This is a genomic window from Streptomyces albospinus (genome assembly GCF_014648695.1).
GTDB lineage: Bacteria > Actinomycetota > Actinomycetes > Streptomycetales > Streptomycetaceae > Streptomyces > Streptomyces albospinus.
The window spans coordinates 295066-309775 of sequence record NZ_BMRP01000001.1 but is presented as its reverse complement, the minus strand read 5'-3'; the positions used below and the strand labels follow the sequence as shown (position 1 = coordinate 309775).

At 71.9% G+C, this 14710-nt stretch carries 11 protein-coding genes; 7 read left to right on the top strand and 4 right to left on the bottom strand.

Going from position 1 to position 14710, the window contains the following annotated elements; genetic code table 11:
- Positions 1–38: 38 nt before the first annotated feature.
- The 3 genes from lon to IEZ17_RS01575 all read right to left on the bottom strand — a co-directional run bounded on the left by lon (position 39) and on the right by IEZ17_RS01575 (position 4544).
- Positions 39–2456 carry an endopeptidase La gene (lon, locus tag IEZ17_RS01585; RefSeq protein ID WP_189295509.1) on the bottom strand — a complete coding sequence of 806 codons (2418 nt, stop codon included), beginning with the start codon at positions 2454–2456 and terminating at the stop codon, positions 39–41.
- Positions 2457–2699: 243 nt separating this feature from the next.
- On the bottom strand, positions 2700–3560 hold the full coding sequence (locus tag IEZ17_RS01580; protein WP_229851663.1) for a pentapeptide repeat-containing protein: 861 nt from the start codon (positions 3558–3560) through the stop codon (positions 2700–2702).
- 111 nt (positions 3561–3671) lie between these two features.
- Positions 3672–4544: a rhomboid-like protein gene (locus IEZ17_RS01575; RefSeq protein WP_189295504.1), complete on the bottom strand. Its 873-nt coding sequence runs from the start codon at positions 4542–4544 to the stop codon at positions 3672–3674.
- A 241-nt stretch (positions 4545–4785) separates the two neighbouring features.
- On the opposite strand from IEZ17_RS01575, the gene IEZ17_RS01570 reads away from it, so the two are divergent.
- The 4 genes from IEZ17_RS01570 to IEZ17_RS01555 all read left to right on the top strand — a co-directional run bounded on the left by IEZ17_RS01570 (position 4786) and on the right by IEZ17_RS01555 (position 11586).
- Positions 4786–5547 (top strand): spermidine synthase family protein, encoded by a 762-nt coding sequence (locus tag IEZ17_RS01570; protein WP_189295502.1) that lies wholly within the window; start codon positions 4786–4788, stop codon positions 5545–5547.
- A 102-nt stretch (positions 5548–5649) separates the two neighbouring features.
- The gene (locus IEZ17_RS01565) at positions 5650–6390 is read left to right on the top strand and encodes a response regulator transcription factor (RefSeq protein ID WP_043266083.1); all 741 of its coding nucleotides are present in this window, start codon (positions 5650–5652) and stop codon (positions 6388–6390) included.
- Complete coding sequence (locus IEZ17_RS01560; protein ID WP_189295500.1) at positions 6387–7502, top strand: HAMP domain-containing sensor histidine kinase; 1116 nt, start codon at positions 6387–6389, stop codon at positions 7500–7502. The genes IEZ17_RS01565 and IEZ17_RS01560 overlap by 4 nt, the downstream gene beginning before the upstream one ends.
- A gap of 238 nt (positions 7503–7740) precedes the next feature.
- A complete protein-coding gene (locus IEZ17_RS01555; protein ID WP_189295498.1) occupies positions 7741–11586 on the top strand; it encodes a multifunctional oxoglutarate decarboxylase/oxoglutarate dehydrogenase thiamine pyrophosphate-binding subunit/dihydrolipoyllysine-residue succinyltransferase subunit in 3846 nt (1281 codons plus the stop codon).
- A 485-nt stretch (positions 11587–12071) separates the two neighbouring features.
- On the opposite strand, the gene IEZ17_RS01550 is transcribed toward IEZ17_RS01555, so the two are convergent.
- Positions 12072–12221 carry a hypothetical protein gene (locus tag IEZ17_RS01550; RefSeq protein WP_189296251.1) on the bottom strand — a complete coding sequence of 50 codons (150 nt, stop codon included), beginning with the start codon at positions 12219–12221 and terminating at the stop codon, positions 12072–12074.
- A gap of 173 nt (positions 12222–12394) precedes the next feature.
- Here IEZ17_RS01550 and IEZ17_RS01545 point away from each other — a divergent pair, with 173 nt between their 5' ends.
- From IEZ17_RS01545 to IEZ17_RS01535, 3 genes are all read left to right on the top strand, one after another.
- A complete protein-coding gene (locus tag IEZ17_RS01545; RefSeq protein ID WP_189295496.1) occupies positions 12395–12574 on the top strand; it encodes a DUF6104 family protein in 180 nt (59 codons plus the stop codon).
- Positions 12575–12917: 343 nt separating this feature from the next.
- Positions 12918–13835: a DUF4097 family beta strand repeat-containing protein gene (locus tag IEZ17_RS01540; RefSeq protein ID WP_189295494.1), complete on the top strand. Its 918-nt coding sequence runs from the start codon at positions 12918–12920 to the stop codon at positions 13833–13835.
- Between the two features lie 2 nt (positions 13836–13837).
- A partial coding sequence (locus tag IEZ17_RS01535; RefSeq protein WP_229851661.1) for a PadR family transcriptional regulator occupies positions 13838–14710 on the top strand: 873 nt, incomplete at its 3' end.

Below are 14710 nucleotides of genomic sequence, written 5' to 3'. Positions count from 1 at the left end.
GGGCAGGCCGGCGATGTAGGTGGCGTAATCCGTGGTCGTCACGCCGCGAGCGGGACCCCCGTCTCGGCCCCGTGCGCCGCCGGGGTCAGGGCCAGTGCCAGCACCTGCCGGACATCGGCGACCGGGTGCACCTCCAGCGATTCAAGGACCTCCGCGGGCACCTCGTCCAGATCCGGTTCGTTCCGCTTGGGGATGATCACGGTCGTGATGCCCGCCCGATGGGCCGCCAGCAGCTTCTGCTTGACGCCGCCGATCGGCAGCACCCGCCCGGTGAGCGAGACCTCGCCGGTCATCGCGACGTCCGGCCGCACCTGGCGGCCCGAGAGCAGCGAGGCCAGCGCGGTGGTCATCGTGATGCCCGCGCTGGGGCCGTCCTTGGGGACGGCGCCGGCCGGTACGTGCAGATGCACACCGCGCTCCTTGAGGTCGCCGACCGGGAGCTCCAGCTCGGCGCCGTGCGAGCGCAGGAACGACAGCGCGATATGCGCCGACTCCTTCATCACATCGCCCAGCTGGCCGGTCAGTTGGAGACCCGACCCGCCGGTCTCCGGATCCGCCAGCGACGCCTCCACGTAGAGCACGTCGCCGCCGGCGCCGGTGACCGCGAGACCGGTGACCACGCCGGGCACCGCGGTCCGCCGCTCGGCCGGGTCCTGGGCCGACTCCGGGGTGTGGTGCGGGCGCCCGATCAGCGCGCGCAGCTGCTCCACGCCGACCGTGAACGGCAGCTCCTGCTCGCCCAGTTCATGGTGGGCCGCCACCTTGCGCAGCAGCCTGGCGACCGACCGCTCCAGATTCCGTACGCCGGCCTCGCGGGTGTACTCGCCCGCCAGCCTGCGCAGCGCCGCGTCCTCCAGGGTCACCTCACCGGGCTCCAGGCCGGCCCGCTCCAGCTGGCGCGGCAGCAGGTGCTCCCGGGCGATGACGACCTTCTCGTCCTCGGTGTAGCCGTCGAGCCGGACCAGCTCCATCCGGTCCAGCAGCGGCTCCGGAATGGACTCCAGGACGTTGGCGGTGGCCAGGAACACCACGTCGGACAGGTCCAGTTCGACCTCCAGGTAGTGGTCCCGGAAGGTGTGGTTCTGCGCCGGGTCCAGCACCTCCAGGAGGGCGGCGGCCGGGTCGCCCCGGAAGTCCGAGCCCACCTTGTCGATCTCGTCGAGGAGGACGACCGGGTTCATCGAACCGGCCTCCTTGATGGCCCGGACGATGCGCCCCGGCAACGCGCCCACATACGTCCTGCGGTGGCCGCGGATCTCCGCCTCGTCCCGTACGCCGCCGAGCGCGACCCGGACGAACTTCCGTCCCATGGCCCGCGCGACGGATTCGCCGAGCGAGGTCTTCCCGACGCCCGGCGGCCCCACCAGGGCCAGCACGGCCCCGCCGCGGCGGCCCCCGACGAGCCCCAGCCCGCGCTCCGAGCGCCGCTTGCGCACCGCCAGATATTCGGTGATCCGCTCCTTGACGTCCTCCAGCCCGGAGTGGTCCGCGTCCAGCACCCGCCTGGCGCCGGCGATGTCGTAGGCGTCCTCGGTCCGTTCGTTCCACGGCAGTTCGAGGACGGTGTCCAGCCAGGTGCGGATCCAGGAGCCCTCGGGGCTCTGGTCGCTCGCCCGCTCCAGCTTGTCGACCTCCTTGAGGGCGGCCTTGCGGACCTCCTCCGGCAGGTCGGCGGCCTCGACCCGGGCGCGGTAGTCGCCGCCCTCGTCCTCGGGATCGCCGTTCAGCTCGGCCAGTTCCTTGCGGACCGCCTCCAGCTGCCGCCGCAGCAGGAACTCCCGCTGCTGCTTGTCGACGCCCTCCTGGACGTCCTTGGCGATGGACTCGGCCACGTCCTGCTCGGCCAGATGGGAACGCAGCACCTCGGTGGCGTACTTCAGCCGGGCGACCGGGTCGGTGGTCTCCAGCAGCCGGAGCTTCTGCTCGGTCGTCAGGAACGGCAGGTATCCGGAGTTGTCGGCGAGCGTGGGCACATCGTCGATCCCGGCGACCCGGTCGACGACCTGCCAGGCCCCGCGCTTGCGCAGCCAGCTGGTGGCCAGCGCCTTGTATTCCGTGACGAGTTCGGCGACCGCACCCGGGAGGGGCTCGGGCGCCTTCTCCTCGACGGTGGTCCCCTCCACCCACAGCGCGGCCCCCGGACCGGTCGTGCCGGAGCCGATCCGCACCCGGCCCAGGCCCCGGATCAGCGCCCCGGGGTCGCCGTCGGACAGCCGCCCGACCTGCTCGATCCGCCCGAGCGTGCCAATTGCCGCGTACGTCCCGTCGACCCGGGGCACAAGCAGCACCCTCGGCTTGTTACCCGAGGACGCCACGGCCTGCGCGGCTTCCACCGCCGCCCGTACATCGGCGTCGGACAGGTCCAGCGGCACCACCATGCCGGGCAGGACGACCTCGTCATCGAGGGGCAGCACGGGCAGGGTCAGCGATGCGGATGCCGGCGACTCAGCAGTCATGATCTCCCCTTCGGCAAGCAAGTTGAGCTTTACCCACTCAATGCCGAACTGCCCGCGGATGTTCCCCGCCGCGCGTTCGCTGTGAGCGATCAACGAGGGCAACTCGGCGCGGGCGCACGCACGGAGGGCCCGCCCGACGGATCGGACAGGCCCGGGAAGGGAAGGGAGACGACCTAAAAGAGGAAAGAAGGGACAAGGAAGAGGAAGAAGGAGGTAGGGGAGGAAGAGGAGGCAGAGGGAGGGCTACCAGTGGGCGGGGCGGTGGAGCCCCAGCGGCAGTTTGGTGGCCGCATCGCCCCGGGCGGCGTTCACCTGGGCCTGGGTCAGGAAGATGCTGCCCGTCAGATCCGCACCGCGCAGATCGGCGTCCCGCAGATCGGCCCCGATCAGGTCGGCGGTCCGCAGGTCGGCGCCCTGGAGGTCGGCGGCGATGAGGTAGGCGCCGCGGAGGTCGGCCCCCCGCAGGTTCGCGCCCTTGAGCCGCGCGCCCATGAGGTCGGCCCCCCGCCGATCCTTCTTGCGGCCGGGGACCTGCGCCCGTACGAGCTCGCTGACCCGCAGCAGCAGGCCGTTGGCCTCGCCCCGGTGGGCGGCCACGTCCACGCCGGCCAGCTGCTCGGCGCTGCCGAGCGTCAGCCGCTCGGTCTTCTCCTGCACGGCCCGCAGCTCACGGTGGACCCCACTCGCCGCCGGCAGCGTCAGCGCCTCGGCCAGGTACCAGAGCAGTTCGTGCAGCTGCCGCATCACGCCGAACGCGTCGAACATGGCCCGTGCGGTCCCCGGCGCCTGTCGCCAGTCCTTCCCCTCGAAGGTGACCTGGGAGACCTTCTGGCCGGCGCCGAAGCACTCGAAGACGGTGCAGCCGGAGAAGCCGCGCTGCCGCAGCTCGGTGTGGATCCCGCAACGGAAGTCGGCCCGCAGGTTCCGGCAGGGCCGCCCGGCCTCCTTGTCGACCGCGAAGTCCGCCGAGGCGGCGAACGGCAGCGCCACACAGCACAGCCCGAAGCAGCTTCCGCAGTCGGAGAGCAGCGGGAGCCGAGCGGTGTCCGGGGCCTGCGGAGGGGAGGGTTCGCGGTCCTGCGACGGGCGGCGCTCGTGCGACACGGCTCTTCTCTGCTCCTGCGGCCGGCGGGCGCGCTCGGTTGCGGCGCCCGCGAAGGACCCCATTCTCCGCGAAGAGCGGCGGTGCCGGGCGCGCGGGCCGGACGAGCCGCTTCAGTACGTGCGCGAGGCGCGCAGCGCCGGGTGCCCCAGGTCCCCCAGGAGCGGCGCGGGCCCGGCGTGCTGGTCGCGCCATCGGCGGAGCAGCGGCCAGGCGGCCATGCCCAGGGCCAGCGAGAGCAGATGGCCCCAGTCGGTCATCGGGTCGAGGGAGGTGAGGAGGTCGGTGACGGCCTGATAGCCGACGGCGGCCAGCAGGGGCCAGCGCAGCCAGCCGGGCAGCAGGCCCGCCAGGGCTCCCGTACAGGTCATCACGCCGAAGCTGATGCCGTAGTCGAGGCGGTGCAGCGCACTGTCCGGCAGCCCTCCCGCGGCCACCGAGAAGCCGACCGGCATTTCGGTGGCGAGGGTGGCCAGCGCATGCCCGCCGAAGAAGACCGCGGCGGTGCGCAGTCCGCCGATCCGCCGCTCCAGGGCCGTCACCACGACGAGGAAGACGAGCGCGAAGGCGGAGGTGAGCCCGCCGGCTATCCACAGGGCGCTGGCGACCAGCACCAGCAGCGGGTCCTGCGCGAGATGGGTCACGTCCGTACTGGAGCCCTGGAGCAGCGAGGAGACCAGGGCCGGGTCGCCGTGGTCGGCGAAGAACGAGGTGGCGACGAGCAGCAGCGCGTAGCAGAAGGTGAAGGGGGTGCCGGTCGGGGTGGGGAGCAGCCGCCAGGGCCGCAGGCTCGTCCAGGGGCGCCGGGTGCCGGCGTCCGGTGCCGCGCCGGCCGCGGCGCCCGCGCCCGCCGCGTCCGGCGCCACCGCCGCGTCGCCGCGCTGCCGCGGCATGCCGGCAAGGATCACCGGCGCGCGGCCGGCCCGCGGGCCGGGGCCCGACCCGTCATCGACCGGCGCGCCCTCGGCCGTCTCCAGTGTGCTCACTGCCCAAGGCCCCTTTCCCGCGGATTCCCGCGGTTTTGCCGTTCCCGGCAGCCCCGCCGCTCCACCGCCCTGCACAACGTCCGCCACCACTGTGCCCGTTCAACCCATGAGCCAGCTGTGTACGTGAGATCGGTCACGTCGCTCAACCCCTTCGGGGCACATTGCGTTGCCGGGAAGTGCCCTTCCGCCACCATCCGCCCGCCGTTGGACCGGCGCACCCGGCGTTGGCCAAGATGGCCGTATGGCTCCCGTTCCCCCCTGGCATCCGACCGCCGGTCCCGAGCCGGCCGCACGCACCCTCGACCGCCGCGAGGGCCCGTACGGGGAGGTGGCGCTGCGGCAGCGGGGCCCGGCCGCCGAGGGCCCCGAAACCCTTGCGGCGCCCGGGGCCGGCGGGCCGGTCTACGAGATCATCGCCAATGGCTGCTTCCTGATGGACACCTCCGACGGGCGCTCCGAGCGGCTGCTGATCGACGCCGCACTCGCCGCCCTGCCGGCCGATCGCGCCCGGCCGTCCGTCCTCATCGGCGGGCTGGGCGTCGGCTTCTCGCTGGCGCGCGCCGCCGCCGAGCCGCGCTGGGGCCGGATCGCGGTGGCCGAGCGGGAGGCGGCGGTGATCGACTGGCACCGCACGGGTCCGCTCTCGGCCGTCTCCGGGGAGGCGCTGGCCGATCCGCGCACCGAGATCCTGCACACCGACCTGGTGGCGTACCTCCACGAAGGCGCGGGCCAACTCGCCTACGACGCCCTGTGCTTGGACATCGACAACGGCCCCGACTGGACCGTCACCGAGGACAACGACAGCCTCTACTCCCCCGCCGGCCTGGCCGCCTGCCGGGACCGGCTGACGCCCGGCGGGGTGCTCGCCGTCTGGTCGGCGCAGCCTTCCCCGGAGTTCGAACAGGCCCTGCGAAATGCCGGATTCGATGGGGTAGAGACGGAAGAGATCCCCGTTGCCCGAGGCGTCCCCGACGTCGTCCACCTGGCGCTCCGGTCCGCGTAGGGCGCGTAGCCGACGGTCACACCATGCCCTTACGCTGCTGCCCAGCAAGACGCGACCACGCAGTCAAGACGCGACCACGCAGGGCACATGCAGGGGCGGGCGATGGACCAGACTCAGACAACCCAGGGCGGCACCACCGCGGCCACGCCGGGCGCCCAGCGCCGGGTGCTGGTCGTGGAGGACGATCCGACGATCGTCGACGCCATCGCGGCCCGGCTGCGCGCCGAGGGCTTCCAGGTGCAGACGGCCACCGACGGCCCGGCCGCGGTGGACACCGCCGAGGCGTGGCAGCCCGATCTGCTCGTCCTCGACGTGATGCTGCCGGGCTTCGACGGCCTGGAGGTGTGCCGCCGGGTGCAGGCGCAGCGTCCGGTGCCGGTGATGATGCTCACCGCCCGGGACGACGAGACCGACATGCTGGTCGGCCTCGGGGTCGGCGCCGACGACTACATGACCAAGCCGTTCTCCATGCGGGAGCTGGCCGCCCGGGTGCATGTGCTGCTGCGCCGGGTCGAGCGCGCCGCGCTGGCCGCGCACACCCCGCGCAGCGGCATCCTGCGGCTGGGCGAGCTGGAGATCGACCACGCGCAGCGCCGGGTCCGGGTGCGCGGCGCCGATGTGCACCTGACCCCCACCGAGTTCGATCTGCTGGTCTGCCTGGCGAACACCCCGCGCGCGGTGCTCTCCCGCGAGCAGCTGCTCGCCGAGGTCTGGGACTGGGCGGACGCCTCCGGGACGCGTACGGTCGACAGCCACATCAAGGCGCTGCGCCGGAAGATCGGTGCCGAGCGCATCCGCACCGTCCACGGCGTCGGGTACGCCCTGGAGACCCCGCCCGCATGACGCGGCGCTGGTGGGCGGGCGTGCGCGGCCTGTGGGAGCGGGTCTGGGAGGGGCTGCGGCCCCTCGATCCGTACCGCTCCGTCAAGGCGGCGCTCGGCGCACTGGTCATCGTCTCGGTGATCATCACCACACTCCTGGTGTTCGTCGCCATGCACTCGGCGACCGAGCTGCGGGTGATCACGGTCTTCTCGATCATCGCCTCGCTGCTGATCACCCAGTTCGTGGCGAACAACCTGACCGCGCCGCTCGGCGAGATGACCGATGTGACCCGGGCGATGGCGCACGGTGACTACACCCGACGGGTGCGCTCGGACCGCCGCGACGAGTTCGGGGACCTGGCGGACGCCTTCAACCGCATGGCGGCCGACCTGGAGGCGGTGGACACCCACCGCAAGGAGCTGGTCGCCAACGTCTCGCACGAGCTGCGCACCCCCATCGCGGCGCTGCGCGCGGTCCTGGAGAACGTCGTCGACGGCGTCTGCGAACCCGATCCGGAGACCATGCGGACGGCGCTGAAGCAGACCGAGCGGCTGGGCCGGCTGGTGGAGCACCTGCTGGACCTGTCGCGGCTGGACAACGGCGTGGTGCCGCTGCACGCCCGCCGCTTCGAGGTCTGGCCGTACCTGTCCGGGGTGCTCAAGGAGGCCAACATGAGCCGCGGCGCCTCCACGCTCTCCGGCACCGGCACCCATACGCGGACCGACGTCCACCTCCACCTCGATGTGTCGCCCCCGGAGCTGACCGCGTACGCGGACGCCGAGCGGCTCCACCAGGTCGTGGCGAATCTCATCGACAACGCGATCAAGCACAGCCCGCGGCACGGCCGGGTCACGGTGCGCGCACGGCGCGGTGAGCGGCCGGAGAGCCTGGAGCTGGAGGTGCAGGACGAGGGCCCCGGCATCCCCGCGTCGGAGCGCCACCGGGTCTTCGAGCGGTTCAACCGCGGCGGGCCGGGCACCTCGGGCCCGGGCACCGACGGCGGTACGGGCCTGGGCCTGGCGATCGCGCGGTGGGCGGTGGATCTGCACGGCGGGCGCATCGGGGTGGCCGAATCACCCCGGGGTTGCCGGATCCGTGTCACCCTTCCGGGGCTGGAGTCAACCCGGAGCTGACGGCCGCTGACGTAGGGTCGGTGGTGGGAGCACTCGTTCCGACGGTGCAACGGCGATGAGTGCTACCCGCACGCGGGCAAACCCCGGGTATTTCCCGCCAAGTCATGCCCTGAAACCCTTCGGTGAATGTGACGTGCGCGACGAGTGACCCTCCCGGACTGCACCAAAGGTCACAAGAGGCGTAGCCTTTATTCCCGCTGTCCACCACCTTAGGAAGCGGAAGAGGGCGGTTGCCGCCGTGTCGCTACAGTCCCCCAACAGTGCGAGTGTCTCGACGGACCAAGCGGGGCAGGGGAAGAACCCTGCCGCTGCGTTCGGTCCCAATGAGTGGCTCGTCGACGAGATCTACCAGCAGTACCTCCAGGACCCGAACTCGGTAGACCGAGCCTGGTGGGACTTCTTTGCCGACTACAAGCCGGGCGGCGCCACCGCGCCGAGCCAGCCGGCGGAGGCCTCCGGTGCGAGCACCGGCTCCACCGGAACGGCCGACGCCGCGCTGCCCTCTGCGGCCGCACCGGCCCCGTCGGCTCCGGCGGCGCCCGCCGCGGAGGCGCCGAAGCCGGCCGTGCAGGCCGCGGCCCAGCCGGCCACCCCGGCGAAGCCCGCCGCGAGCGCTCCGGCCCCCGCGAAGGCCGCCCCCGCCGCGAAGCCCGCGCCGGCGAAGGCCGCCCCGGCCAAGCCCGCCGCGAAGCAGGCCGCTGACGGCGAGGCCCCCGAGGGCCCGGAGTACGTCACCCTGCGCGGCCCGTCGGCCGCCGTTGCGAAGAACATGAACGCCTCCCTGGAGCTGCCGACGGCCACGTCCGTCCGCGCGGTCCCGGTGAAGCTGCTCTTCGACAACCGCATCGTCATCAACAACCACCTCAAGCGCGCCCGGGGCGGGAAGGTCTCCTTCACCCACCTCATCGGCTACGCGATGGTGCAGGCCCTCAAGGCCATGCCGTCGATGAACAGCCACTTCGCGGAGAAGGACGGCAAGCCCACGCTGGTCAAGCCGCCGCACATCAACCTCGGCCTGGCCATCGACCTGGTCAAGCCGAAGGGCGAGCGCCAGCTGGTCGTCGCGGCCATCAAGAAGGCCGAGACGCTGAGCTTCTTCGAGTTCTGGCAGGCGTACGAGGACATCGTCCGCCGGGCCCGGGACAACAAGCTGACGATGGACGACTTCACCGGGGTCACCGCGTCGCTGACGAACCCCGGCGGCATCGGCACCGTCCACTCGGTGCCCCGCCTGATGCCCGGCCAGTCCATGATCATGGGCGTCGGCTCGATGGACTACCCGGCCGAGTTCCAGGGCACCTCCCAGGACGCCCTGAACAAGCTGGGTGTCTCCAAGGTCATGACGCTGACCAGCACCTACGACCACCGGGTGATCCAGGGCGCCGCCTCCGGCGAGTTCCTGCGCATCATGAGCCAGCTGCTGCTCGGCGAGAACGATTTCTTCGACGACATCTTCAAGTCGCTGCGGATCCCGTACGAGCCGGTCCGCTGGCTGCGGGACATCGACGCCTCGCACGACGACGACGTCACCAAGGCCGCCCGGGTCTTCGAGCTGATCCACTCCTACCGGGTCCGCGGCCACGTCATGGCCGACACCGACCCGCTGGAGTACCACCAGCGCAAGCACCCCGACCTCGACATCACCGAGCACGGCCTCACCCTGTGGGACCTGGAGCGCGAGTTCGCGGTCGGCGGCTTCTCCGGCAAGTCCATGATGAAGCTGCGGGACATCCTGGGCGTGCTGCGCGACTCGTACTGCCGCACCACCGGCATCGAGTTCATGCACATCCAGGACCCCAAGCAGCGCAAGTGGATCCAGGACCGGGTCGAGCGTCCGCACAAGTCGCCGGAGCGCGACGAGCAGCTGCGCATCCTGCGCCGGCTGAACTCCGCCGAGGCGTTCGAGACGTTCCTCCAGACCAAGTACGTCGGCCAGAAGCGCTTCTCGCTGGAGGGCGGCGAGTCCGTCATCCCGCTGCTGGACGCGGTCATCGACTCCGCGGCCGAGTCGCGGCTGGACGAGGTCGTCATCGGCATGGCCCACCGCGGCCGGCTCAACGTCCTGGCGAACATCGTCGGCAAGTCGTACGCGCAGATCTTCCGGGAGTTCGAGGGCAACCTCGACCCGAAGTCGATGCACGGCTCCGGCGACGTGAAGTACCACCTGGGCGCCGAGGGCACCTTCACCGGCCTGGACGGCGAGCAGATCACGGTCTCGCTGACCGCCAACCCCTCCCACCTGGAGGCCGTGGACCCGGTCGTCGAGGGTGTCGCCCGCGCCAAGCAGGACATCATCAACAAGGGCGGCACGGACTTCACGGTCCTGCCGATCCAGCTGCACGGTGACGCCGCGTTCGCCGGCCAGGGCGTGGTCGCCGAGACGCTGAACATGTCGCAGCTGCGCGGCTACCGCACCGGCGGCACGGTCCACGTCGTCATCAACAACCAGGTCGGCTTCACCGCCGCGCCGGAGTCCTCGCGCTCCTCCATGTACGCCACGGACGTGGCCCGCATGATCGAGGCGCCGATCTTCCACGTCAACGGTGACGACCCCGAGGCCGTCGTCCGCGTCGCCCGGCTCGCCTTCGAGTTCCGCCAGGCGTTCAACAAGGACGTGGTCATCGACCTGATCTGCTACCGCCGCCGCGGCCACAACGAGTCGGACAACCCGGCCTTCACCCAGCCGCTGATGTACGACCTGATCGACAAGAAGCGCTCGGTGCGCAAGCTCTACACCGAGTCGCTGATCGGCCGGGGCGACATCACCCTCGAAGAGGCGGAGCAGGCGCTCCAGGACTTCCAGGGCCAGCTGGAGAAGGTCTTCACCGAGGTCCGCGACGCCACGACGGCCCCGGTCGCCCCCGAGGTGCCGCAGCCCAAGGCCGAGTTCCCGGTCTTCGTGGACACCGCGATCTCCCAGGAGGTCGTCAAGCGGATCGCCGAGTCCCAGGTCAACATCCCCGAGCGGGTCACCGTCCACCCGCGCCTGCTGCCCCAGTTGCAGCGCCGCGCGGCGATGGTCGAGGACGACGCGATCGACTGGGGCATGGGCGAGACCCTGGCCATCGGTTCGCTGCTGATGGAGGGCACCCCGGTCCGGCTCGCCGGCCAGGACTCCCGCCGCGGCACGTTCGGCCAGCGGCACGCGGTGCTCATCGACCGGCGGACCGGCGACGACTTCACCCCGCTGCTCTACCTGTCCGAGGACCAGGCGCGCTACAACGTCTACGACTCGCTGCTGAGCGAGTACGCGGCGATGGGCTTCGAGTACGGCTACTCGCTCGCCCGCCCGGAGTCGCTGGTCATGTGGGAGGCCCAGTTCGGTGACTTCACCAACGGCGCCCAGACGATCGTCGACGAGTTCATCTCGTCGGCGGAGCAGAAGTGGGGCCAGACCTCCGGCGTCACCCTGCTCCTCCCGCACGGCTACGAGGGCCAGGGCCCGGACCACTCCTCGGCCCGGATCGAGCGCTTCCTCCAGCTGTGCGCGCAGAACAACATGACGGTCGCGATGCCGACGCTCCCGTCGAACTACTTCCACCTGCTGCGCTGGCAGGTCCACAACCCGCACCACAAGCCGCTGATCGTCTTCACCCCGAAGTCGATGCTGCGTCTGAAGGCCGCGGCGTCGAAGACGGAAGAGTTCACCACGGGCGGCTTCCGGCCGGTCATCGGCGACAGCACGGTCAAGGCCGAGGACGTCCGCAAGGTCGTCTTCTGCTCCGGCAAGGTCTACTACGACCTGGAGGCGGAGCGCGCCAAGCGTGGCGCCAACGACACGGCGATCGTCCGCATCGAGCGCCTGTACCCGCTTCCCGGCAAGGAACTCCAGGCGGAGATCGCCAAGTTCCCGAACGCCGAGAAGTACCTCTGGGCGCAGGAGGAGCCGGCGAACCAGGGTGCCTGGCCGTTCCTCGGCCTCAACCTGATCGACGCGCTGGACCTGGCCGTCGGCGCCGACGTCCCGCACGGTGAGCGCCTGCGCCGGATCTCCCGGCCGCACAGCTCCTCCCCGGCGGTCGGTTCGGCCAAGCGCCACCAGGCCGAGCAGGCTCAGCTGGTTGCCGAGGTGTTCGACGCCTGAGCGGTAACGCTTAGCTGAGGCACAGCCCGAAGGGCCCGTTCCCACCGAGGTGGGGACGGGCCCTTCGGGCTGTGGTGAAGGCGGTCGGCGCGGAGCGCTGCCTTCTGGGGGTGGAGGTCGAGCCGCGGGCGGGCCGCACACCGGCTGCGGTGCGCAGCCCCAGTAGGGGCGCCGGCGGCACCGGGCGGACAGGGTGTGCGGACGGCTCGGCGCCCGGCCTCTCAGCCAGCTGCGGATCGCCTCCCGCTCCGGCTTCGCCGCCTCCTGGCCGCGGCGCCGGGCGCGCAGGTCCTCGGCAAGCCCCGTCTTGGCCAAGAGCGTCAGCGGATGGGGCTGCCCCAGCATGATCTTGGCCCGCTCCAGGGTGTCGCGGCCCGGCTCCACCGCGCCGTCCTCGTCGGCGACCCGGCTGCGGGCGGCTGCGGCGTTCAGCGCGCAGCCCGGCGTCCAGGGGCGGTCCGGGCCGACGGCCCGGTTCATCCCGCTCAGCGACCGCTCGGCGGTCTCCAGCGCCTCCGACAGCTCACCGAACTCGGCCCGTACCAGCCCAGCGTGCCGGCGGCGTCCAGCCCGGACACGCGCGCCCAGACCTCCGTACCGTCCGGCAGCTCGATGCGCCGCACACGCTCGTGCATCACGGCCTCCTGCCCCCCTGAGCGGCGTTTCCCCCTCCCCCTGAGCGGCAATTCCCCCTTGCCGCAGGGCCGTTGGCAGGTGATCAGGCCAACTCCCGGCCGCTTGTGGCGCGAGAGGTCCGTGAGCCTGCCTATCCTGGCCGGAATGTCCCATGACCCCTGGTGGAGAGCACGTGTATTTCACTGACCGCGGCATCGAGGAGCTGGAGAACCGGCGCGGCGAGGAGGAGGTCACCCTCGGCTGGGTTGCCGACCAGCTGCGGACGTTCGTCGACCTCAACCCGGACTTCGAGGTGCCGGTGGAGCGCCTGGCCACGTGGCTGGCCCGGCTCGACGACGAGGACGAGGAGTAGACCGAGCAGGCCGAGCAGACCGAGCAGGCCGAGCAGGCCGAGTCACCGGCCCCGGCGCCCCAGCTGGCCGAGCGGCCCGACGGGGGCGCCGGGGGCTGTCGGGGGCTGTCGGGGGCTGTCGCGTCATACGCCGGTGTGACGCGTATCGCGAGCTCCGGGCCGGGCCCGAACGGGACCGCCGGGCAGGCCTCCCAAGGGAATCCGGGCAGGCCCTAGGGGAAAGACCGAGGCGAACCGGGGGAACGTCAGGGGCGGACCCGCTTGACTCCCGCAGGCTGCGATATATCGTGTCTAGCGAAGACACGATATGTTGCGTTGCCCGCCTACCCAGGGGAGGTCAGGAATGTCAGCCCGGAGCGAGTGGTCGATCTCCGTACCCCGCAAGCTGGAGATCGAGGAGCCCGTCAGCGCGCTGGAGGTGCGGCTGGCCGGCGGCACCGTCAACGTCGTCGGCACCTGCGACGGCAGCCCGGCCCGCCTGGAGATCAGCGAGCTGGACGGCCCGCCGGTGACGGTGTCCTGCAAGGACGGCACCCTCTCCATCGGATACGAGGACCTTCCCCTGAAGGGCTTCCTGAAGTACCTCGACCGCAAGGGGTGGCGCCACAGCGCGGTGGTCTCGGTCGCCGTGCCGGCCGCCACCCGCGTCGAGGTCGCCGTGGTCGGCGCCGCCGCGGTCGTCTCCGGCGTCTCGGGACGCACGGAGCTGCGCGGCGTCAGCGGCGAGGGCACCCTCGTCGGCCTGTCCGGCCCGGTGAAGGCCGAGACGGTCAACGGCAATGTCGTGGCCCAGAGCCTGACCGGCGACCTCCGGTTCAACTCGGTCTCGGGGGACCTGACGGTCATCGACGGCACCGGCGGCATGGTGCGCGCCGACTCCGTCAGCGGCGACATGGTCATCGACCTGGACCCGGCGGCCGTCACCGACATCAATCTGACGACGGTCTCCGGAGAGATCGCCATCCGGCTGCCCGACCCGGCCGACGCCCGGGTGGAGGCCAACACCGCGAGCGGCGCGGTCGCCAACGCCTTCGACGATCTGCGGGTCAGCGGCCAGTGGGGCGCCAAGAAGATCACCGGCTCACTGGGCGCCGGCACCGGCCATCTCAGGGCCACCACCGTCTCCGGGGCGCTCTCCCTGCTGCGCCGCCCCGCCTTCGAGGAGCCGGAGGGCGGCGGTGCGGCCGGCGAAGGCCCGGCCCCCGCCCCGTCCGGCGGCCCCGACCCGTCCGCCCCGTCCGCAGGGAAGAAGGTGCTCTGAGCATGCCCCCCGTCTTCGCCCATGGCCGCCTCCGGCTGTACCTCCTCAAGCTGCTGGACGAGGCCCCGCGGCACGGCTACGAGATCATCCGCCTCCTGGAGGAGCGCTTCCAGGGGCTGTACGCCCCCTCCGCCGGCACGGTCTACCCCCGGCTGGCCAAGCTGGAGGCCGAGGGCCTGGTGACGCACGCGACCGAAGGGGGCCGCAAGGTCTACTCGATCACCGGCGCCGGCCGCTCCGAACTCGCCGACCGGGGAGGCGAGTTGGCCGATCTGGAGCTGGAGATCCGGGAGTCGGTCGCGGCGCTCGCCTCGGACATCCGGGAGGACGTGAGCGGTTCGGCGCGCGATCTGCGCCGGGAGATCCGGGAGGCCGCCCAGCAGGCCAGGAAGGGCAGGGCCGGGACGCCGGGCAACGGCGGGCGCACGGGCGCCAGGGGCGCGGGCGAGAGGCCGTTCCCGGAAGCCTCCGACTACTTCGACGCCGCGTTCGGGGACAAGGACTCCTGGCGGCAGGCGAAGGAGGAGTTCCGGCGCGCCAAGGAGGAGTGGAAGGAGCAGGCCCGGCGCGCCAAGGAAGAGAGCCGGCGCGCCAAGCAGGACGCCCAGCGGGCCCGCAAACAGGCCAGGGACGCCCAGGTGTTCGCGCGTGAGGAGGTCCAGCGGGTCATCAAGCGGGTGCAGGAGAGCACCCAGGGGGCGGTCCGCTCCGGCGACTGGTCGGGCGCGGTGCGCGAGGCGCTGTCCGAGGTGTCCCGTGAGGTCGGGCGCTATACGGGCGCCCCGTCCGGCCCCGGAGAGACCGGCGAGCACACGGGGGCGGCGGACGAGGTCCGCATCACGGTCGAGCGGACGGACCTGTCCAAGGAGCCCCCG